The sequence below is a fragment of the Geobacter sp. AOG1 genome, from assembly GCF_019972315.1.
Classification (GTDB): Bacteria; Desulfobacterota; Desulfuromonadia; order Geobacterales; family Geobacteraceae; genus Geomobilimonas.
The window spans coordinates 78,412-104,931 of record NZ_BLIZ01000001.1 but is presented as its reverse complement, the minus strand read 5'-3'; the positions used below and the strand labels follow the sequence as shown (position 1 = coordinate 104,931).

Here is a 26,520-nt window from a genome sequence, read left to right as displayed (position 1 = left end):
TCATTCACCGGTGCTCTGTATTTGGGTCATGCGCATACGTCGGCGGCTTTGCCCTGGTTCCGCGCTTACCCTCGGTGACATTGCTGTAAGAGCGCGACGTCGGGTATGCGAAATCTATATCATCACATTCGGCAAATCTGGCAAGCACGTCTTCCCATATCTCTTGAGTGCTCTCCCGCCTGTGGCGGGATCGACAAACATGACGCACAGTCAGGAGTATGCCGCTTGCCTCGACGGTGGTGAAGACCATCGGAGTCAGATCGACCGGTACTACCAGGAAATCCCGCGCATACTCCTTCAGTTTGCTTTCCGCGGGCTTGGCCAGATGCCCGGCATGGTTGACTGCTATCTCATTCAAGATATCCTTGGCTCTCTTCCAGTTGCTTTCGAAGGTAACGAGGACGGCAACCTCGTTCCAGATGAAGTCGTGCATCCCCCTGCTATAGATTGCCAGGGGTTCGACGAACACTTTGCCGGTGGGGATATGCACGATTCGCCCGGTGATCTGGTCCGCATGGACCCAGTTGCCGATCTCCGCGAGGGTAAACCGGGAAATCGTCAAGTCCATAACGTCTCCCGCGTGAATGCCGATCTGGATGCGGTCCCCCACGACGAAGGGCCTCCGCCAGATAATTAACATCCATCCCACCAGGTTCACCAGGGGGTCTCTCAAGGCAATTGCAATACCCGCCGTCAAAAGCCCGAGAAATGTAGCCGCGCCGTGAAATCCCTCGAACACAACCCGGACCACCAGCACTACGGTCAGCAAGAACGCAGCATAACTGGAGATTCTCCGCCACTGGTAACGAACCTGCAAATTCTCCGTTTGCCACCATACCAACTTCAATATCAGCCATCGCAAAGACCAGAGGAATGCAATACATGCCAGCGAGCTGAACATAAGGATGTAAAGTCCGACAGAAACACCGGTGGCTTTGCTAAGCCATACAACGAGATTTTGCAATATTTCCCCAAACTTTCCCATGGTTCTATCTTCCTCAACTGTCTGTGTGACCTTACTTAAACATTTATTACATCAATAATATGTAGCCTCTGAAGGAAGCGGGCAAACTCACGAAGTGTTGTCAAGTCCTTTTCGGGAATTCCGTCCGGGTCAAAATGCATGACGTCATTTCTGATTCTCCGTACATTCTCAAACTTCTCTATACAGGTTTTACGATCAACGGTAATGTTCAGCTTGTCCCATCGTTCCGGGTTTTCAAGCAACCTTATGTACTCTCCGTAAGTAAGATCTGCAACGGAGGTTACTACGCGTTTCGAGTCTGTCGGGTCTTTTGCAGATTCTAACTCTGTGGGAGTAAACCGTTGGCTGATAACTCGTCGCACGTGGTTTTCTATTTCTCCAAGCAACAGGAATGGCTCTGCCAGTTGTTGAAACTGTAAGCTCAGATCACTTGCTGTCACGATGCCGGTAATCTTCTGATCGTGTCCACGAACCAACACATACTGGTGTTCAGCGATTATACTGATTGCAGAAAAAAGCGATGCATCAGAACGAATCTCATGGTGTTGTTCCATTACTTCGCGAGCTACGGAACAATTCTTGCCCATAGCCAGGCGACTACCGATAGATGTCCACGTAATCACACCTTTGACGTCTCTTCCACTCGTCATCACCGGCAACTGAGAAAAGTCATTTGTGAGCATATGAGTGACAGCTTCTTCCAATTTAGTGTCAGGTGATACGGAAAGAGGCTTGCGAGCTGAAGAAGCAAGTTTGCTAATGCGATATATCGGGTCGGCGTATGCTGAAGGTGACACCTTTTCTTCTCCCCTTCCACTTTTCATGCAGATCACTCCTTATTCCGCGATTTCATTTCCCACCCGTACCTACAGACACACAACGAACGAAAAGCTTACGTGGAATTCGGCTGCCGTCTACCTGATGGTTGTCAACTCTCGCCGCTCACTGAAGATGTAGCGAACCATGTAGTATTCGAAGGGATAGTCGCTGTCGTAATACCGGAAACTTTCCCGGTAACGCAGATCCACCGTTTCAAGACCGGTTATACCTGTTTCGATCTCAGTGGGAGCCCCTGTCCCGCCGAAGGGATCGATAGCGTTGGCGATTGCCCAGCGGACCCCACCGTCGACCGCAAATCCGCCCGCGCTCCTTACCGTATTGGGACCAAGAATGGGCAGAACCAGATACGGTCCGGTGCCGACCCCCCAGCTTTCCAGGGTCCGATCGAAGTCTTCGTGCTCCCTCCTCATCCCGAAGGCGGTTGCCGGGTCAAAGAGCCCCCCGATCCCGATGGTCGAGTTCGTCACAAAACGCCCGAGGGTCACAAGTGACTTCTTTCCTTTTGCTTGCAGGATACAGTTGTAAAAGGTCCTGATCTCACGGAGGTTGCCGAAAAAGTTGCTGACACCGGTCCGGGCAAACCCTGGGACAGCTTTTTCGTATCCGGTCACAACCGGAAGCAATACGAACCGGTCCACTTCATAGTTGAACTTGTACATGCTCCGGTTGAGGCCTTCCCATGGATCCCGAGTGCGCGAAACATTCTCGTCGTCGCTGAATTCGCTCACTGTGTGCATTGGAGGCACCTCGCCCGGGAGGAGAGCGACTCTACCGGCACAGCCGGAAAGTAGCAGAACCTGAAATGTGATGATGATCAACTTAATCGCGTTGCTGTACATACCGTCCCCCACTTTACTTACCACGTTGATGAGCGCAGCCGATCGATCAGAAAGGCCATGTTATCCCGATATTCGAGATTGCCGAGGTGTCCGCCCCGGGGATAGACCTTGAGACGGGGGCCGAAAACCCGGCGCAGATAGTCGAGTTCGCCCGGAGCCAGGATGAAATCATCTTCGTTGGTAATCACCCCTATCTTGGCGGAGGAGGCGAGGTAACTTTCGATGCTCTTGAGGCTCAACGCTTCGAGGAGTTCCTCTTTGGTGAGGCCGGGGCGCCTGTTTTGCAAATAGGGGATGAAATACTCGTTGAAGTAGTCCAGGAAGGAAAGATGTAGACAGGTCCAGAAGTAATCTTCAAGCAAATCGCTGTTTTTCAACTCCCTGTTTTTCGGCACCACGTAGCCGCCATGGGTCATAACGTCGGAAGCGAAAATCATCCCGGCGGAGCTGATGCGGAAAGAGACTGCAATCATCCCCCCGGCTTCGTCCCGGTTCAGGATCTGAGCCTTGTACGCTGCAAAAAGGAAATCGTCGTCGATGGCAACAAAGTCACCCTTGCGATAATATTCGGTGCTTTTCTCCATGACGCGGTTATAAAAAGCTCCGATCCTTCTGGGGCCTCCGGGGATGCGCTCCAGCAAGCCCTCTATCCTCGAAGCGGAAGTGTAGAGGCTTACCGCCGGGTTGAGCATCAGCACCCTGCGGAAATCGAAGACCTTACGCTCCTCGTCCAGTCTGGCGATGAAGGCGGCCTCGGTCCCGCCGAGACTATATCCGGCAAGGGAAAAATCGGTGACGTCGATGCGCCCCTTTGATTGGCTCCAGATCTGCTCCATGACCCGATAGAGATCATTTGCATCCTCGGGCAGATTTCCCGGGACATGGGTGGTAGAGGCATTGATGATGAAGTTGGAAAAGGTCGGAGAGGGAAGCGCGATTACGTGGAACCCCGCGTGGTACAAGTTTGTTATGAGGGCGACTATTTTCGCCGACTTGCTGCTGCCGCCGGTCCCCGCAATGAGGAAGATCAGAGGAGCCTTCCGGTCCTGAAACGCCACTGTGTAGCGCAGCCCCCGGTCGTAAAAGAAGATCTCCGGTTTTTTCTGGTCCGTTTCCAGGACCATGGTCTTGACCGGAACCTCAACACGAGTATCCGGCCTCAAGTTCTGCGGAGTGCCCAGAATCGTCGCCGCGTAGGAGTCGTCGATCGGGTAACGGTAAACAGCATCGTCGGCCCATGCAAAAGCTGGCATAAGCAGGAGGAAGACAATGAGGACACTTCTTGCAATTTTCATAGGTAATCCCTTCTCTCAGCTGACCACGCCGTTATCAACCTTGGGCACTTTGGTTGCGATTCACCTTCATTCGACGATTTACCTTCCACTTCTGTCTCCAGTCACTACGTGGCATGCCTCTTCGCCTCACTCAGCTGATATCCCTACCGTCTTGATGCGAGCATGCCTGTGATGCGGTCGAGTTCGGCCCGGGCCAGCCGGTATTCCAATGAAGCCTGCAACTCCTCCATCTCCGCCTTTCTCAGTGCAGCAACCGCTTCGGCATGCTTTGCTGTCGTGACAGTCCCCGCCTTGATACCGTTTTCGCTGAGCCGCGCATTCTCCTTCGATAAGGAAAGCGCCTCATTGGCGACTTCCACCATCTGTTTCGAGCGCTCCAGCTTCCGGTACACCTTGTCAATTTCGATTCCGATCCGCTTGTCTATCCGGGCCAGGTTCTCTTTCGCCTGTGACTGTTGGGCAACCCGCTGGCCGATTTCGCCTTTCCGTTTCCCCCAGTCGAAGATGTTCCACGTCAGTTCAGCCCCGAAGATGCCGACGTTCTTCTCGACAAACGGCGCTCCATCCTGGTAGCCGTGTTTGGCAAAGATCGTCACGTCGGGAATGTACTCGTACTTTGCCGCTCGCACGGCGTGGCGCGACTTTTCCAGCGTTTCACGAGCGGAAAGCAGTTCGCCGTTTCTGGCCCGCGCCTCCTCATAAGACTGGTCCTTTGCCAGTGCCGTCAACTCCGGCAAACCTGTCTCGGTCACTTCAAGGATAGCGTCGCTTGGCAGCCCCAAGAGATCGTTGAGCTCCGAGGTCACATCCGAGATGCGGTTCTCAGCCGCAATGAGCGCCTGTCTGCCCTGGAGATGATTGGCCTTCGCCGAGATTACTGCAACATCGAGCACGTTCCCCGCCTTTACCGCCTCCCCGGCCTCGCGCAGGTTCTCTTGTGCCGCAGTCAGTGAGGCCTGGGCAGCATCCCTCTCCTTGTGCGCAACCAGCAAGGCATAGTAGAGCTGGTGCACTGTAAGAACCGTCTCGTTTGCCGCCTTGTTTAGTTCGGCATCCGCAATGCCCCGATCTGCCCGGGCAATCTGATTGGCCTCATGTATCTTGAGCAGCTGCGTTATCGGTTGAGCGAGGGTCGTTTCGCTGTAGAGGACGGAAGAGCGGCTCTGGCTTAACTTCACATCGTTGCTGGGAAATTGCCCGCCTCCGACATTTCCCAGGCTGCCCGCCGGTATGTTTATCTGCTGTTTGTCGGACAACGCCATGAACTTCGTGTTGTTGGAAAGTTGAGGGAAATACTGCGACCGTGTTGACACGATTTTCTGGTCGTTCTCCGTCACCTTTGCCCGGCCGATTTTGAGCACCGAGTTCTGCTTAAGAGCCAGTTCAACCGCCTGCGACAGCGTCAGGGATTGCTTCACCGGCTCTGCCGAGGCCTCCCCTCCCGTTGCGAGAAGGGCACATAGTGCGATCACCGCAATGACGGCAACCGCCGGCTTGCAGTCCCCACCCCTGGCAGAGCGGGATTTAACGACCACGAAGATGACAGGGACGACCAGGAGCGTGAAGAACATCGAGAAGATGAGGCCGAAGGCGATGACGCTTGCCAGCGGGCTCCAGAGGCTCGACCCGGAGATGATCATCGGGGTCACCCCCACCGCGGCGGCCATGGTGGTGAGGAAGATCGGGCGCAGCCGCCTGGTCCCCGCGTCCCGTGCCGCCTGCTCCAGGGTTTCTCCCTCGGCGACCCGTTCGTTGCAGTAATCCACCAGGATTATGCCGTTTCTCACCACGATGCCGCACAGGCTGATGAGACCCATGAACGCGGTGAAGCCAAAGGGGTTGTGGGTGATGAGGAGCCCGAAGATCGCCCCGAACAGGGTGAGCGGGATTGAGGCCATCACCACAAGCGGGTCGGAAATATTCCTGAACTGCACCAGCAGCACCAGGAAGATCACCACCAGGCTGATCCCAAGGGCGCCGACCATCTGCGGGAAGGTCTCGTCCTGGTTAAATTTCTCGCCGCCGTAGTCGATCCGGTAGCCAGCCGGTAATTCCAGCGCATTGATCTTCGGCATTGCTTCCTCCAGTATTTTCGAGGCGTAGTGCCCAGGCTTTGCGAAGGCCCGGATCGTCAGGGTGCGTACGCCGTTCCTGCGCACGATCCTGCTGGTCTGCCACTCCGGTGCAAGTTGGGCAACGGCGCGGAGCGGGACCCTGGCGCGGGTCAGTTCCGAGTTGAGATAGGTATTGCCGATATCCGAGAACTTCGAGCGGGAGGACTGATCCAGCCGCAGTTTTATGCTGACCGGCCGATCCCCTTCCCAGAAGGTGCTCACCGCACTGCCGTCGAATGCCCCGGCCATGGTCTGCGATACCGACGCGTCCGTGATGCCGAGACGGTTGGCCAGTTCGTCGTTGACCTTCACGTCCACCATGTACGAGTCGTTGAAGTAGTCGCGGAACACATACTGTGCATTCGATACGCCCTCCAGAATTCCCTGCACCTGTTCCCCCAGCCGCTTCAATTCGCCGATGTCATCGCCGGAGATGCGCACCTCGATGGGTGCCTCCGTCTGGGCTCCCTGCTGGAGCTCCTTCACGATCACCATCGCCTCCGGCGCCACTTTCGCCAGCGCCGGGCGCAGTTCCTTCACAAGTCGCGTGGTGTCCTCTATCGAGGCGGTATTGACGATGAACTGTCCGTAGGCGCCGTCGGGCTGTTGGGGGTTGACGTTGTAGTAGAATCTCGGGGAGCTCTGCCCGACGAAGGTGGCGTAGTGGGCGACACCTTTGCTCGATGCAAGAGTTTTTTCGATCCGCCCCATGACCGCGTCGGTGGCCTCAATCCTCGACCCCTGGGGCATCCAGACATCGATCACGAACTGGTCGCGCTCGGCCGAAGGGAAGAACTGTTGCGGCACCAGGGCAAAGAGCATGATCCCGAAGGCGAAGGCACACCCCCCGAGGGTGAAGGCGAGCCACTTCCTTTTCATGAAGATGTTGATCCAGACCCCGTAGGTATCCTGGAGCCGGTCCAGCAGGCTCTTCTTCTCCTTGCCGTGGGTCTCAGCGGCATCATGGTCATGCAGCCCCTTCTTGATGAAGAATCTGCAGAGCAGGGGGGTCAGCATGACCGCCACGATGAAGGATACCGCCAACGCGATCGCCACGGCGATGGGAAGCGCCATGATGAATTCGCCGGACGAGCCGGTGATGATCAGGAGTGGCAGGAAGGAGGCAATGATGGTGATGGTCGCGGTAAGGACCGGGACAAAGACATCGCTGGCGCACCGCCAGGCCGCCTCGGCCTTCGGCACCTTATGGTCCAAAAGTTCGACGTAGTTGTCGGCAATGACTATAGCGTCGTCCACCACGATCCCCAGGACCATGATGAGCGCAGCAATGGATACCTGGTGCAGCGCAATCCCCACCGCGCTCATGACGCCGAGGGTGCCGCACAGGGTCACCGGTATGGCCAGCGCGGCGATGAGAGCGACCCGCAGCGGCAGGAGTAAGATGGTGACGATAACCACGGAAATGATGGCCAGCAGGAATTCGTGGCTCAGGTTCGTGATCCGTTCCTTGACCACCCCCGGCTGGTTGGCGACCAGGTCCAGCTGCACGTCGGGGGGAAGGAGCACCTTGAGGCGCTGGAAGACCGTATCCAGCTGTTCACCCAGTTCGACAATGTTCTTCCCCTTCTGCATCTCGACGGAGAGGAGCAGGCACGGGTCGCCGTCGTAGCGCACCATGAAGGTCGGGTCCTGATACCTGCGCTCCACGTTGGCGAAGTCCTTGATATAGAGAGGGTGGCCATCCTTGGAGACGTCCACGAGCACGTTCCGTATCTCGTTTTCGGTATTGAAAATCCCCGTGGTCCTCATGGGGATCTTCGACCGGTCGGCCTCGAAATTCCCTCCGCTCTGGATGGCGTTTCGTGCTCTCAGGGCGTTCGCTATCTGGCGCGGATCGGCAAAATACTGCGAGATCCTTTCCAGGCTGCCGGTGATCAGGATCTCTTCCGATTGATTCCCGTTGGTGACAAGTTTCCCCACCTGGCGGACGGTGCGCATCTCATCGTGGATCTTGTCCGTAAAGTCCTGCAGTTCCCGATATCCGTACCGCTTGCCATGGACGGCAACCAGCATGGCGACCGTATCGCCGAAATCGGAGTCCACCACCGGCCCCATGACGCCGGCGGGGAGTTCGGTGCTCTTCACCACATTCAACTCGTGGCGCAGCTTGGCCCAGAAGACGTCGGAGTTCTTGACGTTGTCCTCCAGTTCCACGTTGATGATGACCACGCCGGGACGGCTCGTGGAATAGGTCTTTTCCTTCCTCACCTCGGGAAACTTGAAGATATGCTTCTCAAGGGTCTTCGTGACCTGTTTTTCCACCTGCTCGGAGGTCGCTCCAGGATACATCGCGGCCACCAGCCCGGTTCTGATGGTGACCGTCGGATCTTCAGTCCGTTGCATTTTCAGGAAGGCATGAATGCCGACCATGACAACCAGTGCCGTCAATATGAGGGTAACGGCGGGATAGCGAAGCGAAAACTTTATCGGTTTCATACAATTAATCCTCTCGCTATTGCGGTTTATTTCCGAACCGTCTGTTCTGTTGCTGTTACGGTCAGCCCATTTCTCAGTTTGCTCTGGCCGGCCAGAACAATCAGTTCATTACCGGAAAGCCCGCTCTTTATCTCGACGTTCCTGTTGACTGCCGCTCCGATTTCCACGCGTTTGGCGTACACGCGCTTCTGGTCGGGGTAGTAGACGTACACCTGCGTTGCTCCCTGCGGATCGCGTACCACGGCATCACCGGGGAGGGTCACCATGGACACCATTTGATCACCGCGGATGGTTGCTTCCGCTACCATCCCCACCCGCAGGGAGTGTTCTGGATTCGCCACTATGACCCTGGTCATGTAGGTGCGGGTGCTGGAGTCTGCGGAAATATTTATGACCCGTACCGTCCCCTGAAACGTCTTCCCGGGGAGGGCAGGAACGGTTATGTCCGCTTTCTGGCCGATCCTGACGAGGTGCACATCCGTTTCCGGCACCCCGACGTTAACCTCTACCGGGTCTATCTGCACGATCTCGAATACGGGACGCCCCGGAGCGGCGGTATCGCCAGGCTCCATGGACCGTTTTGCTATGTAACCGCTGATAGGGGCACATAGGGTTGCATCGGATAGCGCTTTTCTGGCGACCTCAAGATGAGCGGCAGCCTGGTTGTAGCTCGCTTTCGCCAGGGCCTTGTCTTCCTTCTGCCCTCCGGCCTTGGCCTGCTCGTACTCCTGTTTTGCGCGCTCATAGGCGGCCTTGTATTTCTGGAAGTCATTCGGAGCCAGGCTCTTGGAGTCGTACAACATCTTCATGCGCCGATACTCATCCTCAGCCCGTTCAAAGCCGATACGGACCTGCTCCAGCAACTCAGGCCTTGCGGAGTTCATTGCCTTTTCCAGAACTGCTTGAGCGGTGGCCGCCTGAGCTGCGACTCCCTTTACAGAAAGGTTAAAATCGGTGGGGTCGGTTCGAGCCAAAACCTGCCCCTTTTTTACGTATTCCCCTTCGCGCGGGCCCACGAACACGACTTTGCCGGAAACAAGAAACGAAACGCTTGCCGGAGAGTTTTGTGTGGAGACCGTCCCGCTTACGGAGATCGTCTCCCGCTCCTGAATCTTCTGGACCCTTCCCACGGCCACGGGGACTGCATCGCTGCTCGCTTCCTTCTTGTGCGGCTCACCGGTGCAGGCAGTCATTGAAACTCCCAACAGTGACAGGCCTACGGCCTTGAGAACGGAAGTAAGATTACTTTTCATTGCTGATACTCCTTTTCCTGAATTTCTCTATTGCTTCGACAACTATTTGTGCCAGTCCAAAAGCGATGATTACGACCAGAAGCCCTATGATAAAGGTGGATCAAACGACAAATCCCATTCCGTGCTCCTCTCAGAAACGCCGGGCCAGTTCCAAAAGCCTGTGCCGAACCGCTTCGTACTCCTCATTCGACCCTTGTTCCGGGTCGTCCCCCTCAAGGAACACCGTTTCATGATGTGCCACCCCGAGAAAACCGAGCACTGAGCGCAGATAGGGTGCGCTCAGGTCATGCTCCTGCCCGAACTTGAAAGGCGGACCGGCATGCAAATGCAGAGATTTCCTGTGCCGGTCGGAAAGTATTCCTTCCGCCCCGCCAGGCGTCAGACGATAGGTCCGATCGGGGATACAGATCGCATCAATGTACATCTTGAACTCGGCCGTGAACCAGAGGTTGAGGCTGTGGGTCACAAAGACATATTTGTCGCACCGGCCGAACTGGTCGGCGAGACGCCAGAGCCGGCTCATCTTGCGCCGCTCTTCTTCCGAAAGGAGGAGAACGTAGTCCTTGCCTTGCTCGATTCGTCCCAAGGCGTTGAACACGTCCTGATCGACGCGCTGGATACCATCGCGGTACAGGTCGAGAAGTTGCACCTCGTCACGTGGATTCCTGCGCAGATATTCATCAAGGAATTCGTACCCCAACGAAAGGGAACGAGATCTATCCCGAGGTCTGACATTGCAGGTGACATAGAGCAGATTGGCCATGATGTGCTCCTTTGTATTGATAGTGTTCTCGTAATAGCGATATGCGTGCCAACCAGTTTAATTGCATTATTTCAGGTAGTTACACAGCGAGAGTTTACATGTCTGCGATATTTCATGTTTTGGTATTGCGAAATATCAAGGAAGACTGGTATAATGCGAAATGTCGTGGATTTTGGCGGGAGGTCTAAAAGCAGATGGGGACAATAACGGAAGGAAGGGGAACCGCCAGCGTGGAAAGCGACATGGGTATGGTCGGCCGCGACGAATTTATCAGGGAGATAACCCTCAGAATCTGCAGCAGCCTGGAAATAAAAAAATCGTTGCTCAGTGCCTTCGAGTATCTGAAGGAGCAATTCCCCCTCGAAGCGTTGGTCCTCTTCATCATAGACGAGCGGCTGGGAGCGATCCGGCGCATTGAACATGCCTCTGAAAATGTCGCTCTTCCTCCCCAACTCGTCCCACTGCCGGAAGGGATGCTGCGGAAGATTGCCGCCCGGAACTTTTCAGAGCCATTTATCGTGGACATCGAAAAGGATGAGATTCTTGGCGCGCTCGCACCAATGATGAAAGTAGAAGGGAACACGCACTTGATCGTCCCTTTGCGCATCAGGGGGGAGCTGGTCGGGGGGCTGACCCTGCACGCATCGGGAGAGGGACGCTACGGTGAAAAACATCTTGAGCTCGCCGGCTGCCTTGCGGAGCCGTTTGCTATTGCCCTTGCCAACACCCTCGCTCACGAGGAGGTACTCCGCTACCAGGCCATCCTATTGGACGACAAGCGCTTCCTGAACCGGGAGTTGTACGGTGACGCCGCGGACGGGATCATCGGCGGCAATACGGGGCTGCGCAATGTAATGGAGATGGTGCGCCAGGTGGCGCCGCTCAACAGCACCGTGCTCATCCTTGGCGAGACCGGGACCGGCAAGGAGATGATCGCCAACGCGATTCATTTCTCCTCGCCGCGCAGGAATGGACCTTTCATCACGGTGAATTGCGGCGCTTTGCCGGAAAACCTGATTGACAGCGAGCTCTTCGGGCATGAGAGAGGGGCATTTACCGGGGCGGTGGCCGAGAGCCGGGGGCGTTTCGAGCGGGCCGATGGCGGGACGATCTTTCTGGATGAAATCGGCGAGCTCCCGCCGAACGCACAGGTACGGCTGCTACGGGTGCTGCAAAACCGCGAAGTGGAGAGAGTTGGCGGAAAGCGCCCGATCCCCGTCGATATACGGGTGATCGCGGCAACGCACCGCAACCTGCAAAGCATGGTGGTGGAGGGGAGCTTCCGCGAGGACCTCTGGTACCGATTGAGCGGCTTTCCCATCATAGTGCCGCCGGTGCGGCAGCGGAAAGAGGACGTGCCGGCCCTTACACGCCACTTCGTGACGGTCAGGAGCATGGACCTCGGCATCGGGGTGCCCCCGTCAATCGCGCCGGGGGCATTGCAGCGGCTCATGGAATACGATTGGCCCGGCAACGTTCGGGAGTTGGAGAACCTGGTCGAGCGTGAGCTCATTCTACATCGTGGCGGACCATTGACCTTCAGCACGATTCTGCCAGTCTCGGAACACAGGAATTTGCCGCTCGACGCCGGCAATAACCGCTCACTTTATCCACTCAACCTGGACGAGGCAAACGCAGTGCATATCTCTGAGGTACTTAAATTGGCAAAAGGAAAGATCGATGGTCCCGGAGGCGCGGCTGAGATGCTGGGCATCAACCCAAGCACACTGCGTTCGCGCTTGGACAAACTCGGCATCAGCTATCGTCGCCGGGGCCGGGAAAGCAAGGGATGAAGACTTTGCAAGGGTTGTGATGGGCCTAGATAAAGCGCAAGTTTACATGAGAAACTCAATAACTTTTCCGGTCCAGACTCCGATACTGTATCGCCTCGGAGATGTGGTTCTCCCGGATGCCGTCGCTCCCCGCCAGGTCGGCGATGGTCCGGGCTACCTTGAGGATGCGGGTGTATGAGCGGGCGGAGAGGCCCAGTCGTTCGGTGACCAGTTCCATCATCCGGTGGCCGGCGGAGTCCGGCTCGCAGAACTTCCGGATGAAGCGGGGGGGCATGTGGGCGTTGCAGTGGACTTTCGTCCCCCGGAACCTTTCCCGCTGGATCTCCCGTGACTGTTCCACCCGCTCCCGGATCACCGTGGAGCTTTCTCCTTCCCGCCGGTCGGCCAGTTCGCTGTATTTCACCGCCGGGACCTCGATGTGGATGTCGATCCGGTCCAGCAGTGGCCCGGAGATACGGGAGCGGTAGCGCTGGATCATGATGGGGGTGCAGGAGCACTGGTGCTGGGGATCGCCGCTGTAGCCGCAGTGGCAGGGGTTCATGGCGGAGACGAGCATGAGGCGGGACGGGTAGGTGATGGACATGAGCGCTCGGGAGATGGTGACTCGTCCGTCCTCCAGGGGCTGGCGCAGAACTTCAAGGACGTGCTTCTTGAACTCGGGAAGCTCGTCGAGGAAGAGGACGCCATTGTGGGAGAGGGAGACCTCCCCCGGCCGCGGGGTATTGCCGCCGCCGATGAGACCGATATCGGAGATGGTGTGGTGGGGGGCGCGGTAAGGGCGGTTGGCGATAAGGGCGCGCTCCCGTTCCAGGAGCCCCATGACGCTGTAGATCTTGGTGGTTTCCAGCGCCTCGTCGAAGGACATGCGCGGCAGGATGGAGGGGATGCGGCGCGCCAGCATGGTCTTGCCGGAACCGGGAGGCCCGAGAAGCAAGATGTTGTGGGCCCCGGCGGCGGCCACCTCCAGTGCCCGCTTGGCGTGCTCCTGCCCCTTCACCTCGGCGAAGTCCTCGCTGTAGTCCGAATTCTGCCGGAACAGCTCCTCCACATTCACCGTGCAGGGGGGGATGGCCCGGGTGCCGTTGAGAAACTCCACCACTTCGGCCAGTTCACCCACGCCGATGACCTCCACCCCTTCCACGACCGCACCTTCGGGGGCGTTGTCCCGCGGGACGATAATGCCGGCGAAGCCTGCCCTGCGGGCGGCAACGGCCACGGGGAGGCAGCCCCGGACCGGCTTGATGCTTCCGTCCAGGGAGAGCTCCCCCAGGATAAGGTAGTCGTTCAGGCGCGGACTCTTGATGACGCCGGTGGCGGCGAGGATGCCGATGGCGATGGGGAGGTCGAAGGCGGTTCCTTCCTTTTTCAGGTCGGCAGGGGCGAGGTTGACGGTGATTTTTCGCTGGGGGAAGTCATAACCGGCGTTCTTGAGGGCAGACTTGACGCGGTCCTTGCTTTCCTTGACCGCGCCGTCCGGGAGGCCAACGGTGGCGAACTGGGGAAGCCCCTGGGCGATATCCACCTCCACGTCGACCGGAATGGCGTCGATGCCGAGCAGGGCGCTGCTTAAGACCTTGGCGAGCATGTCACCTCCCTGAAAATAGTGAGAGGCGGCTAATGTACACTAGCGTGGGTGGTTTGCCAAGGCTTTTGTATTCGTCAGGGCTTGAGCATCTCCAGATAGCGGTCAGCGTCGAGGGCTGCCATGCAGCCGGTGCCGGCGGAGGTGATGGCCTGCTTGTAGAACTGGTCTTGGACGTCGCCGGCGGCGAATACACCCGGGACGCTGGTGGCGGTAACGTTGCCTTCTGTTCCGCAGAGGGTGCGGATGTAGCCGTTATCCATGTCGATCTGGCCGTCGAATATCTGGGTGTTGGGCTGGTGGCCGATGGCAATGAAGCAGCCGTGGACCGGGATGTCCTTGGTGGAACCGCTCGAGTGGCGAATTCGGACGCCGGTTACGCCGCTCTCGTCGCCAAGCACTTCATCAAGGGTATGGTGCCATTCGATGGTGACGTTTCCCCCCTTGGTCTTCTCGATCAACCGGTCGGCGAGAATCCTTTCCGCCCGGAACTTGTCGCGGCGGTGGATGACGGTGACGTGGCTGGCGATGTTGGCCAGGTAGAGAGCCTCCTCCACCGCCGTGCTTCCGCCGCCGATGACCGCTACCGGTTTCCCCCGGTAGAAGAAGCCATCGCAGGTGGCGCAGGCCGATACCCCTTTCCCCATGAATGCCTTTTCAGAGGGGAGCCCCAGGTAGCGGGCGGAGGCGCCGGTGGCGATGATGAGAGCGTCGCAGGTGTAGATCCCCGCGTCGCCGGTCAGGACGAACGGCCGCTGGGAGAGGTCGGCCTTGCCGATCTGGTCGAGAATGAAGGTGGTGTTGAAGCGCTCGGCGTGGCGGCGCATCCGCTCCATGAGATCGGGCCCCTGGACTCCGTCCGGGTCGCCTGGCCAGTTGTCCACCTCAGTGGTGGTCATGAGCTGTCCCCCCTGTTGAAGACCGGTGATGAGGGCGGGTTTAAGGTTGGCGCGGGCTGCGTAAACGGCGGCGGTATAGCCGGCGGGGCCGGAACCGAGGATGAGCAGGCGGTGATGGGTTGTTTCCATGGGGTGTCCTCCGTGATGTGTCGTGTAAAGATAGCAGCAGGGGATGCAAATTGCAAGACCGCTCCGCCGGGAAAGGATTGACCCGCGGGGAGCGGTTTGATACACTCCAGGCAGTATTTGCAAACAATTAGTCCTGGAGGGAATTTATGACGAAAAGAGTTCTTGCGGCCCTTGGTCTGACCCTGCTGATGGTCGGTCAGTCGCTGGCCGCCGATATCAGCTTTACGTCCGCTATTGAACAGGGGGCCTTCAGCAGCCTCAGCAAGGAAGCCGGCGTCGCCCTGGCCTACAAGAATGTGGCGCCGCCCCATCCCCTGGGGATCACCGGGTTCGACATCGGCGTGGAGGCGGAGGCGGTCGATATCAACAAGGAGAGTACCTACTGGAAAGCGGCGTTCAACAACGACGCTCCGTCCTACCTCGTTCTTCCCAAGCTGCGGATTCGTAAGGGGCTTCCCTTCGGGATTGACATCGGCGGGATGTACTCCAATGTCTCCAACACCAACGTCCAACTCTACGGTGCCGAAGTGAGCAAGTCGATCCTCGACGGTGGCGCCGCGACCCCCGCCCTCGGCGTACGGGCCACCTACACCAGGCTGGCCGGCCTGAAGGACCTGGATATCCAGACCTACGGGGTGGACGCCTCCATCGGCAAGGGGTTTCTCTTCCTGACCCCCTATGCCGGGGCCGGCTACCTCTGGATCAATAGCAAGGCCACGGGTGACCTGCAGCGGCTGGCGACTGTCGCCGGCGCGCCCCTCAGGGCTGAGAAGCTGTCCCAGGGGCGTGTCTTCGCCGGACTTGAGATCAAACCGCTCCCTCTGGTCCGGATCACCGGTGAATTCGAGTATGCCCTCCGGCCGATCTACTCCCTGAAGGCGGCCATAGGGTTCTAACAATAGGGTGCCCCTCTGCGGGTGCCCGGAGTTAACGCATGCACGCTGAAGCACACCTGGACAGGAGTATTGCCGGCCGTTTCAAGTACGCCATCGTCCTGACGGCGCTCACCCTGGTGGCCGAGGTGATCGGCGGATTCTGGACCAATTCCCTGGCCCTCCTTTCCGACGCGGCCCACGTCTTTCTCGACCTGTTCGCGCTCCTCCTGTCGCTTGTGGCCATCAAGCTCGCCGCCTATCCGGCGTCCGACACCCGCACCTTCGGCTGGCACCGGGCCGAGGTGTTCGCCTCCTTCATCAACGGTGCATCGGTCTTCCTGATTGCCGTCGGGATATGCTACGAGGCGTGGGGAAGGCTCTTTGCGCCGGAAGAGGTGAAAAGCCTTCCCATGTTCATCATCGCCGCCATCGGCCTGGTCATGAATCTGGTGGCGGCATCGGCGCTCCACAGCCATTCCCACGACGACCTCAATGTGCGGAGTGCGTTTCTCCACGTCATCGGCGACGCGGCCGCGTCAGTAGGGGTCATTGCCGGCGGCATCGTCATGTACTTCACCGGCTGGTATGTGGTGGACGCCATTATCTCGGTGGGGATCGGCGTGGTGATTTTCTGGGGGGCTTGGCGGGTCCTGCGGGAGTCGACCCATATCCTGCTGGAGGGGGTGCCGCGGGGGATGAGCACCGCCGACGTGGCCGAGGCGATCCGCTCCGTCGAGGGGGTGAACGACGTCCACCACCTCAACCTCTGGACCATCTGCTCCCATATCCTTGCCCTTTCGGCCCATATCGACGTCGAGCCCGAGTACAAGGGGAAACAGGCGATGGTGCTGCGGGAGATCGAGGAACTGCTCCTGACGTCGTACCATATTTCCCACACCACCCTGCAGGTGGAGTGCACCATGTGCATCGAGACCCCTGTCCTCAAGGAGTTGCGCCACCGGCCGCGCAAGGGGCTCCATGGGCATGGTCACGGCCATGGCATGGGTCATGGCCACCATGATCATGACCACGACCACGACCACGACCATGAAAAGTGAAAAGTGAAAAGTGAAAAGTGAAAAGTGAAAAGTGAAAAGTGAAAAGTGAAAAGTGAAAAGTGAAAAGTGAAAAGTGAAAAGTGAAAAGTGAAAAGTGAAAAGTGGGCCGTTGCGTGCAACGTTTCTACGGATCTGAATCCATGACCAGGGGATCTTCCCCGGAGAATTCATGCTTGACTATTCCCTCATCCAGGAAGCAGCCGACCGGCTGAAGAAGCGGGTGCGCCGCACCGAACTGATCCATTCCCACCACTTCAGCGATACACTCGCCTATCCCATCTATTTCAAGTGCGAGAACCTGCAGCGCACCGGTTCGTTCAAGATCCGCGGAGCCCTTAATTTCATGACCTCTCAGCCGCGGGAATCCCTGCGGAATGGGGTGATTACCGCTTCGGCCGGCAATCACGCCCAGGGTGTGGCCTTTTCCGCCGACCTGCTGGGGGTGAAGGCGACGGTCTACATGCCCGAGGCGACCCCCCTGCAAAAGGTGCTCGCCACTCGTGACTATGGGGCGGAGGTGGTCCTGACCGGGAAAAATTTCGACGAGGCGTATGCCGCGGCAGTGCAAGCCGGCAAATCGAGCGGTGCACTGTTCGTCCACCCCTTCGACGACCCGCTGGTCATGGCGGGGCAGGGGACCATCGGCCTGGAGGTGCTGGAGGAAATTCCCGACCTGGCCAACATCCTGGTTCCCATCGGCGGCGGCGGGCTGATCGCCGGGATCGTCTCCGCCATCAAGGAGACCCACCCCCATGTGCGGGTGATCGGTGTGGAGTCGGCAGCGGCCCCTTCCATGCACTATTCCCTCAAGAAGGGGAGCATCATGACGGCCCCCCTGACGGTGACTCTGGCTGACGGCATCGCGGTGAAGCGGGTCGGGAAGAAGACCTATCCCATCGTGCGGGATCTGGTGGACGAGGTGGTGCTCGTGGAGGAGGAGGAGATCGCCCAGGCGATCGTGGCGCTCCTGGAGCGGACCAAACTGCTGGTGGAAGGGGCGGGGGCGGTGACCCTGGCGGCGCTTCTGAACCAGCGGGTCAGGGATATCGCCGGCAAGACCGTCTGCGTCCTGTCGGGGGGGAATATCGACGTCAAGACCATCGCGCTGGTGGTGGAACGGGGGCTGCTGGCGGCTGGGCGCTATCTGAAGCTTAAGGTGGAGCTGGACGACGTCCCCGGCTCACTGGCCCGCCTCTCGGCGGACATCGCCGAAACCCGCGCCAACATCTCCCTCATTACCCATGATCGGCGTTCCAAAGCGCTCCCCATCGGTCGGGCGGAAGTCCTCCTTGAGCTCGAAACCCGCGGTTTTGACCACATCCAGCAGGTAGTGGGTTACCTCAACAGCCAGGGGTACGAGGTCGAGGTGATGAAATAACACAAGGCAAGGGGCGATAGGTAATAGACGATAGGCGGATTTCCCCCTAAAGCCCAGCGCCTCGTGTGCCGAGCCTGCTTTCGATGAACTCCCTCGTCAGGGGGGCGTCGTTTGCCCCATTCCGCAATTCAGGCCTCTGCAGGTCCTCAACCGTATCCACGTCGTACCAGCCGGGGAGGAGTGCCACCCGGATACCCGCTTCCGCTGCCTTGCCAAGACTCCTTGCCAGTACATCATTCCGTGACCATTCGATCCCGTCGAACAGTTCAGCGTGCATCTGCCCCAGGGCGACGAGATAGTACCCGCCGTCCTCGCTCGGGCCGAAGACAGCCTCCTCGCCGTTTGTCAGGTGGGCGAAGGCGTTTTCGATGAAGGCGAGGGGGAGGTCCGGTGAGTCGCTGCCGATGATGGCCACATCCTGGTAACCGCGGGCGAAGGCGGTGCTGAAGGCACTTGCCATGCGTGCGCCCAGGTCCTCCCCCTGCTGGGGAAAGAGGGGTATCCCGGGGGCAAGCCGGCGGAAGTAGGTGGTCGCGGCAGGTTCGTCCGTGTTGAAGATGAGCCGGTCCATGCCGGTCAGCCGCGAGGTCCGGCGGAGGATATCCCGGAGCATGCATTCGTAAAGCCTGGCGGCTTCAACGGCGGTCAGGGGGGGGATGAGACGGGTCTTGACCCGGCCGGGAACGGGGCGTTTGGCGAAAATGATGAGGGCCTGCTTGCGGGGTGAGTGCATAAGATGTTGTTTTATAAGGAAATGGTAATATGCTGATAAAAGTCCGTAAAGCCGCTGCTGTCAAGGTTTTAATTGGGGGGTGGGAAGCAAAAAGCCTAGCGTTTTCCACAATTTCGGAGCTTTTCAACAGAGTTTTCAACAGGTGCTGTTGATCCACGGTTGATAACGGACTACGCACTGCGGCATCCGTTTTCCCCCGTTGTGTCGGTAACTCCGAGGATTCATTGCCGTTATGCCGCTGTTACCGCTTATCCCGCTCCACTGCCGCATAGGCTGAATGGTTGTGGATCGACTCGAAGTTTTCCGCCTCAACCGAGAACCAGCTGATGTTTTCGTCGGCGGTGAGGCGCAGGGTCGCCTCCCGGACCATGTCCTCCACGAACCGGGGGTTTTCGAACGCCTGCTCGGTGACAAATTTCTCGTCCTGGCGCTTGAGCAGGGAATAGACCGGGGAACTGCCGCAGGTTTCTATGAGCGCGATCAGGTCCTCGATCCAGAGAAATTGCCGGTAGCGGACCTGGACGGTCATGACGGAGCGCTGGTTGTGGGCGCCGTAGCGGGAGAGCTCCTTGCTGCACGGGCAGAGGGAAGTCAGCGGTACCCGCACTTCGAGAAGGAAGTCAAAGACATCGTTCATGCTTGCCCGGAAGGCGCACGTGTATTCCATGAGGCTCCGGGCGCCGGAGACCGGTGCCCGCTTCTCGATGAAGTAGGGAAACTCGATTTCCAGGTGGGCGCTGGAGGCCCCCAGTTTCAGCTTCATCTCTTCCAGCATGATTTCCATCTTGTCCAGGGCGATCTGTTCCCGGTAGCTGTTGAGGATCTCCACGAACCGGCTCATGTGGGTCCCCTTGAACTGGTGGGGAAGGTCGACGTACATGTTGACCCGGGCCACGGTGTGCTGGACCTTCTTCAGCTTGTCCATCACCACGATGGGATAGGAGATGTCCTTCACCCCGACCTTGTTGATGGGAACCCGGCGGGTGTCGCGGGATTTCTGCACGTCACTCAGAGGCCGGGACTCGGGCCCAAGAGGCGGGCCTGAAGGATTCGGGACTCGGGACGGCGGGGTTGTGCCTTTACTTTTCACATTTCACCTTTCACATACTTCACCGGGTCCGTAATCCCCGCCTCTGCGAATCCCTTGAGCCGCAGCCGGCAGGAATCGCAGCGACCGCAGGCGAGCCCCTCCGGGGTCGGGTCGTAACAGGAGTGGGTCCGGCCGTAGTCTACGCCGAGGTCGATTCCTTTCCTGATGATCTCGGCCTTGGTGAGATGGATGAGCGGCGTGCGGATTTTGAACCGTCCCGTACCTTCCACTCCCGCCTTGGTGGCCAGGTTGGCCATCTGCTCGAAGGCGGCGATGTATTCCGGTCTGCAGTCCGGATAGCCGGAGTAGTCCAGAGCGTTGACACCGATGAAGATGTCGTAGGCGCCGAGCGCTTCGGCCCATCCCAGGGCGAAGGAGAGGAAGATGGTGTTGCGGGCCGGCACATAGGTGACCGGGATGTCGCTTCCCACCCCATCCTTCGGGACAGCCACGTCGCTCGTCAGAGCGCTCCCCCCCACCTGCCGGTAGTCGAACTCCACCACCAGGTGCTCAATCGCACCGGCCCCCTTGGCGTTTCGCCTCGCCAACTCCAACTCAACGCTGTGCCGCTGGCCGTAGGCGAAGCTCATGGCGTACGGCTCATACCCTTCTGCACGGGCGATGGCCAGGCAGGTGGTGGAGTCGAGACCGCCGCTGTAAAGGACCACTGCCTTTTTCGTCATGCCGGAGCCCCTTCACCAGCCGGCTTCTTCTTTCGCGGCCGGCGGCGTTTCTTCTTTGCTTCCCCTTCACCCGCTTCGGCCGGCGGGCTGGCTTGAGTCGCCGCCGGTGCCGGGGAACCCTTCTTCTCATGCCGAGTTCGCTCGCCGCTCCGGTTCCGGTCGCTGCCGCGTCCCTGCCCGGGCTTTCCCCTGCCTGCCGGCTTCTCTGCCCGCGGTCGCGCCTTGACCCGGACGTAGTCGTGGACGAACATGTCGTCCTCGGCCCATTCGACCGGGACCTTGTGCTTGATGTACTCCTCGATCGCCTCCAGGTAGAAAGCGCCGTCCTCGTCGGCGAGGGATATGGCCATCCCCTCGGCGCCGGCCCGGGCGGTGCGGCCGATGCGGTGGACGTAATCCTCCGCGTCCTGGGGAAGGTCGTAGTTTATGACGTGGGAGACCCCCTCGATGTGGAGTCCGCGGGACGCCACATCGGTGGCGATCATGATCGGAAGCTTGCCGCTCTTGAAGTCCTCCAGGATCTTCAGGCGTTTTCTCTGTTCCACGTCGCCGGAGATGACCTTGGCCGGGAAGCCGTTGGCGTTCAGGCGGTCGTAGAGAAATTCTCCCTCCCGCTTGGTGTTGATGAAGATCATGGTCCGCTCCATCCCTGTCTTTCTCAGGAGACCCAAAAGAAGCGGGAACTTCTCCTTGCGGGAGGCGTGGTAGAGGACCTGCTCCACGTTGTCTGCAGTCATCTTCTCCGGGGTGACCGAGACCTTGGTAGGCGCGTTCATGAACTCGTAGGCCAGTTCCATGACCCGCTGGTTGAGGGTGGCGGAGAAAAGCATGTTCTGTCGCTGGTCATAGGGAGGGAGGCGGCGAAGGATGAAGCGGAGGTCGGCGATGAACCCCATGTCGAACATCCGGTCCGCCTCGTCGATGACGAGTGCCTCGACGCTCTTGAGGTCGTAGACCTTCTGCTTCAGGTAATCGATGAGCCGTCCCGGCGTGCCGATGACCACGTCAGCTCCTTCCTGGAGGGCGTTTTTCTGGAGCATGTAGTCAACCCCACCGTAGATGGCCTGAATGGTGAAACCGGCATGTTTGCCGAGAGCCTGGGCGTCTGCTTCGATCTGCACCACCAGTTCCCTGGTGGGGGCGAGGATCAGCGCACGTGGTTGGCGGTCCTTTCCTTGCCGTGGTCGCTGGAGGAGTTTGGTGAAGAGGGCGATGAGAAAGGCGGCGGTCTTGCCGGTGCCGGTCTGGGCCTGGCCGGCCACGTCCTTGCCGGCAAGGGCGAGGGGGAGAGTCTGTTCCTGGATCGGGGTGCAGTCGGTGAAGCCGGTTTCAGTAATCCCCTGCTGTACCGGTTCCGGCAGGTTGAGTTCGCTGAATTTCATGAATGACGTTTCCTTTATTTCGTTATTTCAAGAGGATAGCTATATCACAGCGGGCGGGAAATAGCAAGCCGCGCCGGGCCTTTCGATGGGTTCCCCTCATCATGTAAATTAACCTGATATCAGTAGATTGCCACTGCAGCCACGAATAAATGACGAATGTTTTGGAGGCACGAATACGTGCCCATTCGTGAAAAATACGTGACTAACGGATTTTCTCCAGTTTTTTCTCCCTGCCAACACTTCCGGACTTCCGCTTTTCCGCACAGTTGTGCTATGGTACGCCCACAAATAACATGTTATAAGGACGCCGAGATGCAATCCTTCATCCACATCGACTCCCCCAACTATCTCCGTGAGGAGCAGCTGCCCGCGCCGCTGGACTGGTCGGCGGTATTCGGCAACGACCACCCCATTGCGCTGGAGATCGGCTGCGGCATCGGCGATTTCATTGTTAAGACTGCCCTCGAAGCGCCGGAGCGGAACTTCATCGCCATCGACTTCTACAACAAAGGGTGCTACAAGACCTGCCGCCGTATCGACCGCCACGGGCTGACCAACGTGCGGGTACTGCGGGTCGAGGCGCGCCAGTTCATCCAGGAGCGGCTGTCGAAGGGTCTTTTGGCGGCGGTTTACATCAACTGCCCCGATCCCTGGCCGAAAAAAAAGCACCGGAAGCGGCGGCTGGTGAACCGCCAGTTTCTGGAATTCCTCCGTGACTACCTGGCGCCGGAGGGGGATTTCTTTTTCGCCACGGATTTCGACGATTACGGTATTGACGTGGCGGGGCTCCTGCCGGGGATAGCGGGGTACGGAAACTGTCTTGCTCCCGATCTCTACCGCCATGAGCTCGAAGGATACCACCTCTCCAAGTACATGCGAAAGTTCATGGCAGAGGGGAAAAGAATCTACTTCGTCCATTATCACAAGATATGAAACGCCGCTTTTTCCCCCAGGCTGCGTAAGTCTTTGCCTCGCTCTTGTGGACTCGGCCTGCGGCCGCCCCCTTCGGGGCGCCTTCGTGGTCCAATTTCGCAAGTGAAATTGTGCGGCGTAGCGCTGTTTATGCCCGATGTTTGGGTACTACGCCTCCGCGGTTCGGCTCGACAGCCTTGCCTGGAGAAAAAATCAACGTTTCTTGGGATAACTTACATGGCATTACTTCGTATGTCCGTGGCGGATTATAAAGAAGGTTCACTGTGAATTCATATCTGACAGCCCACATCCCCGGTACCGGCGGGACTATCAAGGAGACGCCGGAGGATTTCCAGGTGACGGAGATTCCCCTGTACCACCCCTGCGGTACCGGCGAGCACACCTACGCGGAGATCGAGAAACGCGGAGTTACTACCCTGGATGCCCTGCGGCGGATCGCCCGGGCTCTGGAGGTGTCCGACCGGGACATGGGGTACGCAGGGATGAAGGATGCCCGGGGGATTACCCGCCAGACTGTCTCCATTCCGCGGGTGGACCCCCAACGGGTGCTCGACCTGGAACTGCCCGGCATCAGGGTCCTGGCGGCGGTGCGCCATACCAACAAGCTGAAGCTCGGTCATCTGGCCGGTAACAGATTCCTCATTCGACTGCGTAATGTTGAGCCCCTTGCCCTGGAGCGGGCCGGGGCGGTGCTTCGGGTCCTTACGGAGAGGGGGGTCCCCAACCGGTTCGGCGAACAGCGCTACGGCGCCCAGGGCAATTCACATCTGATCGGCGGCTCCTGGCTGCGGGGGGATTACCGGGGGGCGGTGGATGCCCTCATGGGGGAACCGGAACTGGTGCGTGACGAACGGTGGCAAACCGCAATCGCGGCCTACCGGCGGGGGGAATTGGAGGAAAGTCTGCGGCTCTTTCCCGGCCACTGCCGAACCGAACGGGATGTTCTGCAGCGCCTGGTCAAGAATCCCGGGGCGTGGGGCAAGGCCCTCAATGCGGTCCACCCCCGCCTGAAGAAGCTCTACCTCTCCGCGTACCAGTCCTTCCTGTTTGACCGGCTGCTGGAAACAAGGCTGGCAGGCTTTGACCGGGTCATGGCCGGCGACCTGGCCTTCAAACACGACAATGGTGCCTGTTTCCTCGTTACTGACCCGGTGGTGGAGGCGCCCCGTGCCGAACGCTTCGAAATATCGCCGAGCGGGCCGCTTTTCGGCTGCAAGATGACGTCTCCCGAGGGAGAGCCGGGGGCCATGGAAGCATCTCTCCTTGCCGGGGAAGGGCTCACTCCGGCCAGCTTCGACCTGCCAGGAGGAATGCGGCTCGAAGGGGAGCGGCGATCCCTGCGGGTGCCGCTACGTGAACCACTGCTGAAGGGGGATGGGGCTGATCTGGTCCTTGAATTCTCCCTTCCCAAGGGATCCTATGCTACGGCGGTTCTGCGAGAGATTATCAAATAGGGCCGTATGGAAATGTGACACTTTCTTGTTAGAATCAGTAAGGGAAAACCGTGGGTTTGTCCCTGATGGAGGCAACCATGGCGGGCGATCACGGGGATCGCTCCTGCAGAGCCGAGTGCTCTTGGAGGCTTACGCATGAACCGGCATGAAGAGAACTACACAGTCAACCTGTTCAATCCCAAACAGGGGTACATGCGCGGCGAGGTGGTGATCATCCTGGCCATCCTCGTCGGCTGGGGTGTGATGAACTTCGGGTTCCAAGCGGTACTCTGGCTTCTGGCCGAGAATCCCCTTGGCGAAGGAATTTTTACCCGGCTCACTTTTTTCAACCTCCCCTACCATTTCTGGTTCACCGCCCAGTTTCTCCCCCTCTGGTTCATTATTCTCTGCGTGATTTTCAACATCTACCTCGACCGTCTCACCGAGCGCCACAGCAGAAGGAGAGACAGGACCTATGAGTAACGATCCGGTTAAATTCTGGCCGCTCCTTATCGTCACGGGAGTGCTGGTCTCCTTCGTAGTGGCCGGCCTGCGCGCAAAATCCAAGGAAATGTCCGATTACGGATTTTCCGGTCGCTATATCGGTCGTATCGGCGGCGGGGCAGCAATCGCCAGCAACTGGATGAGCGCTGCCAGCTTTCTCGGCATGGCCGGCCTTCTCTATCTCCAGGGTTACTTTGCCCTTGCCTACGTCATCGGCTGGACCGGCGGCTACGTCCTGCTTCTGGTGCTCATGGCGGGTCAGATCCGGCGATTCGGCAAATATACCGCCCCCGATTTTGTCGGCACCCGTTACGATTCCGACGTCGCCCGACTCCTGGCGGCGCTCATCTCCATTACCATATCCGTCATATACTGCGTCGCCCAGTTCAAGGGGATCGGCATGCTTTTCGGCTGGCTGTTCGGCATCGACTACGGGCGGGGGGTCGTCCTCGGCGGGATAATAGTTGTCTGTTACGTGGTGGTCTGTGGCATGCTCGGGGTGGCCCGCAACCAGCAGATGCAGTACTTCGTCACGATCGTCTCCTTCATCCTCCCCCTCATGTTTCTGGCCCACCGGTTCGGCTATTTCTGGCTCCTTCCCCAGTTCGGCTACGGCGAAGGGATTCAGGATCTGGCGACGGAGTTCAATATCAACTTTTCGGCCCCCTTTGCCAACGGTTCCCTGTTTCAATGGGTCGCCCTCTGCTTTACCCTCATGGTCGGCACGGCCGGGCTCCCCCATGTCCTTTCCCGCTTCTACATTCTTCCCAATGTCCGGGATGCGCGGTGGAGCGTGGTCTGGGGGCTTTTCTTTATCGCTCTCATCTACTGGTCCGCGCCTGCCTATGCCGTTTTCGCCCGCCTTCTGGAAGCCCGGGGGGGGTATATCCCCGCGCCGGAGGCGGCCCACAAGATGGCCGACATCATGGTGCTCAAGACGGCAGTCATGGGAGGTGTGCCGGTATGGCTGACCGGTTTGCTGGCCGCCGGCGCTGTAAGTGCCGCGTTCTTCACGGTAACAGGGCTCCTTATGACCGGTGCCGCCTCTCTTTCCCATGACATCTACTATCGGCTTATCAACCCTCGTGCTTCGGAGTCGCGGAAAATGGCGATTGCCAAGGGGGGAACCCTGGCCCTGGCTGCCCTGGTACTCATCATTGCGCTCAAGCCTCCAGCGCTCATAGCGGAAATAACGGCGGTCGCCTTTGCCCTCGCCGGCAACACCATATTCCCCGCTTTCCTGCTCGGTATCTGGTGGGGGCGTGCCAACCGTCACGGGGTCATTGCCGGCATGGCGCTGGGGGTCATAATAACCTTTGCTGCACCCCTCTGGGGGAATGTCATCCCCTTGGTTGCCACACTCTTCCCGATTACGTCGTCGGCCTTCTGCGGGGCGCCTCTGGTGGTACTCGTCATGGTGGTGGTGTCGCTACTTACTCCACCTCCCCCGGATGAAATGAGACGTTTCCTGGCAGAGCAGGTCCACGGCCATCTCGATTAGG

General features: G+C 58.8%; 21 protein-coding genes. 8 read left to right on the top strand and 13 right to left on the bottom strand.

Features of this window, described 5'->3' with window-relative positions; genetic code table 11:
• Positions 1 to 4: 4 nt before the first annotated feature.
• The 7 genes from LDN04_RS00475 to LDN04_RS00445 form a co-directional block, all read right to left on the bottom strand.
• Positions 5 to 769 carry a mechanosensitive ion channel family protein gene (locus tag LDN04_RS00475; RefSeq protein ID WP_238482217.1) on the bottom strand — a complete coding sequence of 255 codons (765 nt, stop codon included), beginning with the start codon at positions 767 to 769 and terminating at the stop codon, positions 5 to 7.
• A 251-nt stretch (positions 770 to 1,020) separates the two neighbouring features.
• On the bottom strand, positions 1,021 to 1,809 hold the full coding sequence (locus LDN04_RS00470) for a CBS domain-containing protein (protein WP_223905260.1): 789 nt from the start codon (positions 1,807 to 1,809) through the stop codon (positions 1,021 to 1,023).
• Positions 1,810 to 1,899: 90 nt separating this feature from the next.
• A complete protein-coding gene (locus tag LDN04_RS00465; RefSeq protein ID WP_223905259.1) occupies positions 1,900 to 2,562 on the bottom strand; it encodes a VacJ family lipoprotein in 663 nt (220 codons plus the stop codon).
• 119 nt (positions 2,563 to 2,681) lie between these two features.
• A complete protein-coding gene (locus LDN04_RS00460; RefSeq protein ID WP_223905257.1) occupies positions 2,682 to 3,959 on the bottom strand; it encodes an alpha/beta fold hydrolase in 1,278 nt (425 codons plus the stop codon).
• A 143-nt stretch (positions 3,960 to 4,102) separates the two neighbouring features.
• Positions 4,103 to 8,530 carry an efflux RND transporter permease subunit gene (locus tag LDN04_RS00455; RefSeq protein ID WP_223905255.1) on the bottom strand — a complete coding sequence of 1,476 codons (4,428 nt, stop codon included), beginning with the start codon at positions 8,528 to 8,530 and terminating at the stop codon, positions 4,103 to 4,105.
• Between the two features lie 26 nt (positions 8,531 to 8,556).
• On the bottom strand, positions 8,557 to 9,783 hold the full coding sequence (locus tag LDN04_RS00450; protein WP_223905252.1) for an efflux RND transporter periplasmic adaptor subunit: 1,227 nt from the start codon (positions 9,781 to 9,783) through the stop codon (positions 8,557 to 8,559).
• A gap of 130 nt (positions 9,784 to 9,913) precedes the next feature.
• Complete coding sequence (locus LDN04_RS00445; RefSeq protein WP_223905251.1) at positions 9,914 to 10,546, bottom strand: FMN-dependent NADH-azoreductase; 633 nt, start codon at positions 10,544 to 10,546, stop codon at positions 9,914 to 9,916.
• Positions 10,547 to 10,740: 194 nt separating this feature from the next.
• On the opposite strand from LDN04_RS00445, the gene LDN04_RS00440 reads away from it, so the two are divergent.
• On the top strand, positions 10,741 to 12,339 hold the full coding sequence (locus LDN04_RS00440; protein ID WP_223905249.1) for a sigma 54-interacting transcriptional regulator: 1,599 nt from the start codon (positions 10,741 to 10,743) through the stop codon (positions 12,337 to 12,339).
• A gap of 55 nt (positions 12,340 to 12,394) precedes the next feature.
• Here the strand turns inward: LDN04_RS00440 and LDN04_RS00435 are convergent, their stop codons facing one another.
• Both LDN04_RS00435 and trxB read right to left on the bottom strand, forming a co-directional pair.
• A complete protein-coding gene (locus tag LDN04_RS00435; protein WP_223905247.1) occupies positions 12,395 to 13,924 on the bottom strand; it encodes a YifB family Mg chelatase-like AAA ATPase in 1,530 nt (509 codons plus the stop codon).
• 74 nt (positions 13,925 to 13,998) lie between these two features.
• Positions 13,999 to 14,949 carry a thioredoxin-disulfide reductase gene (gene trxB / locus LDN04_RS00430; protein ID WP_223905245.1) on the bottom strand — a complete coding sequence of 317 codons (951 nt, stop codon included), beginning with the start codon at positions 14,947 to 14,949 and terminating at the stop codon, positions 13,999 to 14,001.
• A 146-nt stretch (positions 14,950 to 15,095) separates the two neighbouring features.
• Here trxB and LDN04_RS00425 point away from each other — a divergent pair, with 146 nt between their 5' ends.
• The 3 genes from LDN04_RS00425 to ilvA all read left to right on the top strand — a co-directional run bounded on the left by LDN04_RS00425 (position 15,096) and on the right by ilvA (position 18,260).
• Positions 15,096 to 15,845, top strand: a complete 750-nt coding sequence (locus tag LDN04_RS00425) for a hypothetical protein (RefSeq protein WP_223905243.1) — start codon at positions 15,096 to 15,098, stop codon at positions 15,843 to 15,845.
• Positions 15,846 to 15,883: 38 nt separating this feature from the next.
• Positions 15,884 to 16,882 carry a cation diffusion facilitator family transporter gene (locus LDN04_RS00420; RefSeq protein WP_223905242.1) on the top strand — a complete coding sequence of 333 codons (999 nt, stop codon included), beginning with the start codon at positions 15,884 to 15,886 and terminating at the stop codon, positions 16,880 to 16,882.
• Positions 16,883 to 17,051: 169 nt separating this feature from the next.
• Complete coding sequence (ilvA, locus tag LDN04_RS00415) at positions 17,052 to 18,260, top strand: threonine ammonia-lyase (protein WP_223905238.1); 1,209 nt, start codon at positions 17,052 to 17,054, stop codon at positions 18,258 to 18,260.
• Positions 18,261 to 18,306: 46 nt separating this feature from the next.
• Here the strand turns inward: ilvA and LDN04_RS00410 are convergent, their stop codons facing one another.
• The 4 genes from LDN04_RS00410 to LDN04_RS00395 form a co-directional block, all read right to left on the bottom strand.
• The gene (locus LDN04_RS00410) at positions 18,307 to 18,993 is read right to left on the bottom strand and encodes a TIGR04282 family arsenosugar biosynthesis glycosyltransferase (RefSeq protein ID WP_223905236.1); all 687 of its coding nucleotides are present in this window, start codon (positions 18,991 to 18,993) and stop codon (positions 18,307 to 18,309) included.
• A gap of 241 nt (positions 18,994 to 19,234) precedes the next feature.
• Entirely contained in the window at positions 19,235 to 20,005 is a 771-nt protein-coding gene (gene folE2, locus LDN04_RS00405) for a GTP cyclohydrolase FolE2 (RefSeq protein ID WP_223913311.1), read from the bottom strand.
• 74 nt (positions 20,006 to 20,079) lie between these two features.
• Entirely contained in the window at positions 20,080 to 20,766 is a 687-nt protein-coding gene (gene queC, locus LDN04_RS00400) for a 7-cyano-7-deazaguanine synthase QueC (protein ID WP_223905234.1), read from the bottom strand.
• Positions 20,763 to 22,148, bottom strand: a complete 1,386-nt coding sequence (locus tag LDN04_RS00395) for a DEAD/DEAH box helicase (RefSeq protein ID WP_223905232.1) — start codon at positions 22,146 to 22,148, stop codon at positions 20,763 to 20,765. The genes queC and LDN04_RS00395 overlap by 4 nt, the downstream gene beginning before the upstream one ends.
• 312 nt (positions 22,149 to 22,460) lie before the next feature.
• Here LDN04_RS00395 and trmB point away from each other — a divergent pair, with 312 nt between their 5' ends.
• The 4 genes from trmB to LDN04_RS00375 all read left to right on the top strand — a co-directional run bounded on the left by trmB (position 22,461) and on the right by LDN04_RS00375 (position 26,519).
• Entirely contained in the window at positions 22,461 to 23,081 is a 621-nt protein-coding gene (gene trmB, locus LDN04_RS00390) for a tRNA (guanosine(46)-N7)-methyltransferase TrmB (RefSeq protein ID WP_223905230.1), read from the top strand.
• Between the two features lie 263 nt (positions 23,082 to 23,344).
• On the top strand, positions 23,345 to 24,535 hold the full coding sequence (gene truD, locus LDN04_RS00385; RefSeq protein WP_223905228.1) for a tRNA pseudouridine(13) synthase TruD: 1,191 nt from the start codon (positions 23,345 to 23,347) through the stop codon (positions 24,533 to 24,535).
• Between the two features lie 135 nt (positions 24,536 to 24,670).
• Entirely contained in the window at positions 24,671 to 24,997 is a 327-nt protein-coding gene (locus LDN04_RS00380; protein ID WP_223905226.1) for a DUF4212 domain-containing protein, read from the top strand.
• Positions 24,990 to 26,519: a VC_2705 family sodium/solute symporter gene (locus tag LDN04_RS00375; protein WP_223905224.1), complete on the top strand. Its 1,530-nt coding sequence runs from the start codon at positions 24,990 to 24,992 to the stop codon at positions 26,517 to 26,519. The genes LDN04_RS00380 and LDN04_RS00375 overlap by 8 nt, the downstream gene beginning before the upstream one ends.
• Position 26,520: the final 1 nt, after the last annotated feature.

Bases quoted from the DNA above. Each gene is read 5' to 3' on its own strand.
- LDN04_RS00470 (WP_223905260.1), bottom strand. From the start codon at position 1,809: ATGAAAAGTGGAAGGGGAGAAGAAAAGGTGTCACCTTCAGCATACGCC.
- LDN04_RS00465 (WP_223905259.1), bottom strand. From the start codon at position 2,562: ATGCACACAGTGAGCGAATTCAGCGACGACGAGAATGTTTCGCGCACT.
- LDN04_RS00460 (WP_223905257.1), bottom strand. From the start codon at position 3,959: ATGAAAATTGCAAGAAGTGTCCTCATTGTCTTCCTCCTGCTTATGCCA.
- LDN04_RS00455 (WP_223905255.1), bottom strand. From the start codon at position 8,530: ATGAAACCGATAAAGTTTTCGCTTCGCTATCCCGCCGTTACCCTCATA.
- LDN04_RS00450 (WP_223905252.1), bottom strand. From the start codon at position 9,783: ATGAAAAGTAATCTTACTTCCGTTCTCAAGGCCGTAGGCCTGTCACTG.
- LDN04_RS00445 (WP_223905251.1), bottom strand. From the start codon at position 10,546: ATGGCCAATCTGCTCTATGTCACCTGCAATGTCAGACCTCGGGATAGA.
- LDN04_RS00440 (WP_223905249.1), top strand. From the start codon at position 10,741: ATGGGGACAATAACGGAAGGAAGGGGAACCGCCAGCGTGGAAAGCGAC.
- LDN04_RS00435 (WP_223905247.1), bottom strand. From the start codon at position 13,924: ATGCTCGCCAAGGTCTTAAGCAGCGCCCTGCTCGGCATCGACGCCATT.
- trxB (WP_223905245.1), bottom strand. From the start codon at position 14,949: ATGGAAACAACCCATCACCGCCTGCTCATCCTCGGTTCCGGCCCCGCC.
- LDN04_RS00425 (WP_223905243.1), top strand. From the start codon at position 15,096: ATGACGAAAAGAGTTCTTGCGGCCCTTGGTCTGACCCTGCTGATGGTC.
- LDN04_RS00420 (WP_223905242.1), top strand. From the start codon at position 15,884: ATGCACGCTGAAGCACACCTGGACAGGAGTATTGCCGGCCGTTTCAAG.
- ilvA (WP_223905238.1), top strand. From the start codon at position 17,052: ATGCTTGACTATTCCCTCATCCAGGAAGCAGCCGACCGGCTGAAGAAG.
- LDN04_RS00410 (WP_223905236.1), bottom strand. From the start codon at position 18,993: ATGCACTCACCCCGCAAGCAGGCCCTCATCATTTTCGCCAAACGCCCC.
- queC (WP_223905234.1), bottom strand. From the start codon at position 20,766: ATGACGAAAAAGGCAGTGGTCCTTTACAGCGGCGGTCTCGACTCCACC.
- LDN04_RS00395 (WP_223905232.1), bottom strand. From the start codon at position 22,148: ATGAAATTCAGCGAACTCAACCTGCCGGAACCGGTACAGCAGGGGATT.
- trmB (WP_223905230.1), top strand. From the start codon at position 22,461: ATGCAATCCTTCATCCACATCGACTCCCCCAACTATCTCCGTGAGGAG.
- LDN04_RS00380 (WP_223905226.1), top strand. From the start codon at position 24,671: ATGAACCGGCATGAAGAGAACTACACAGTCAACCTGTTCAATCCCAAA.
- LDN04_RS00375 (WP_223905224.1), top strand. From the start codon at position 24,990: ATGAGTAACGATCCGGTTAAATTCTGGCCGCTCCTTATCGTCACGGGA.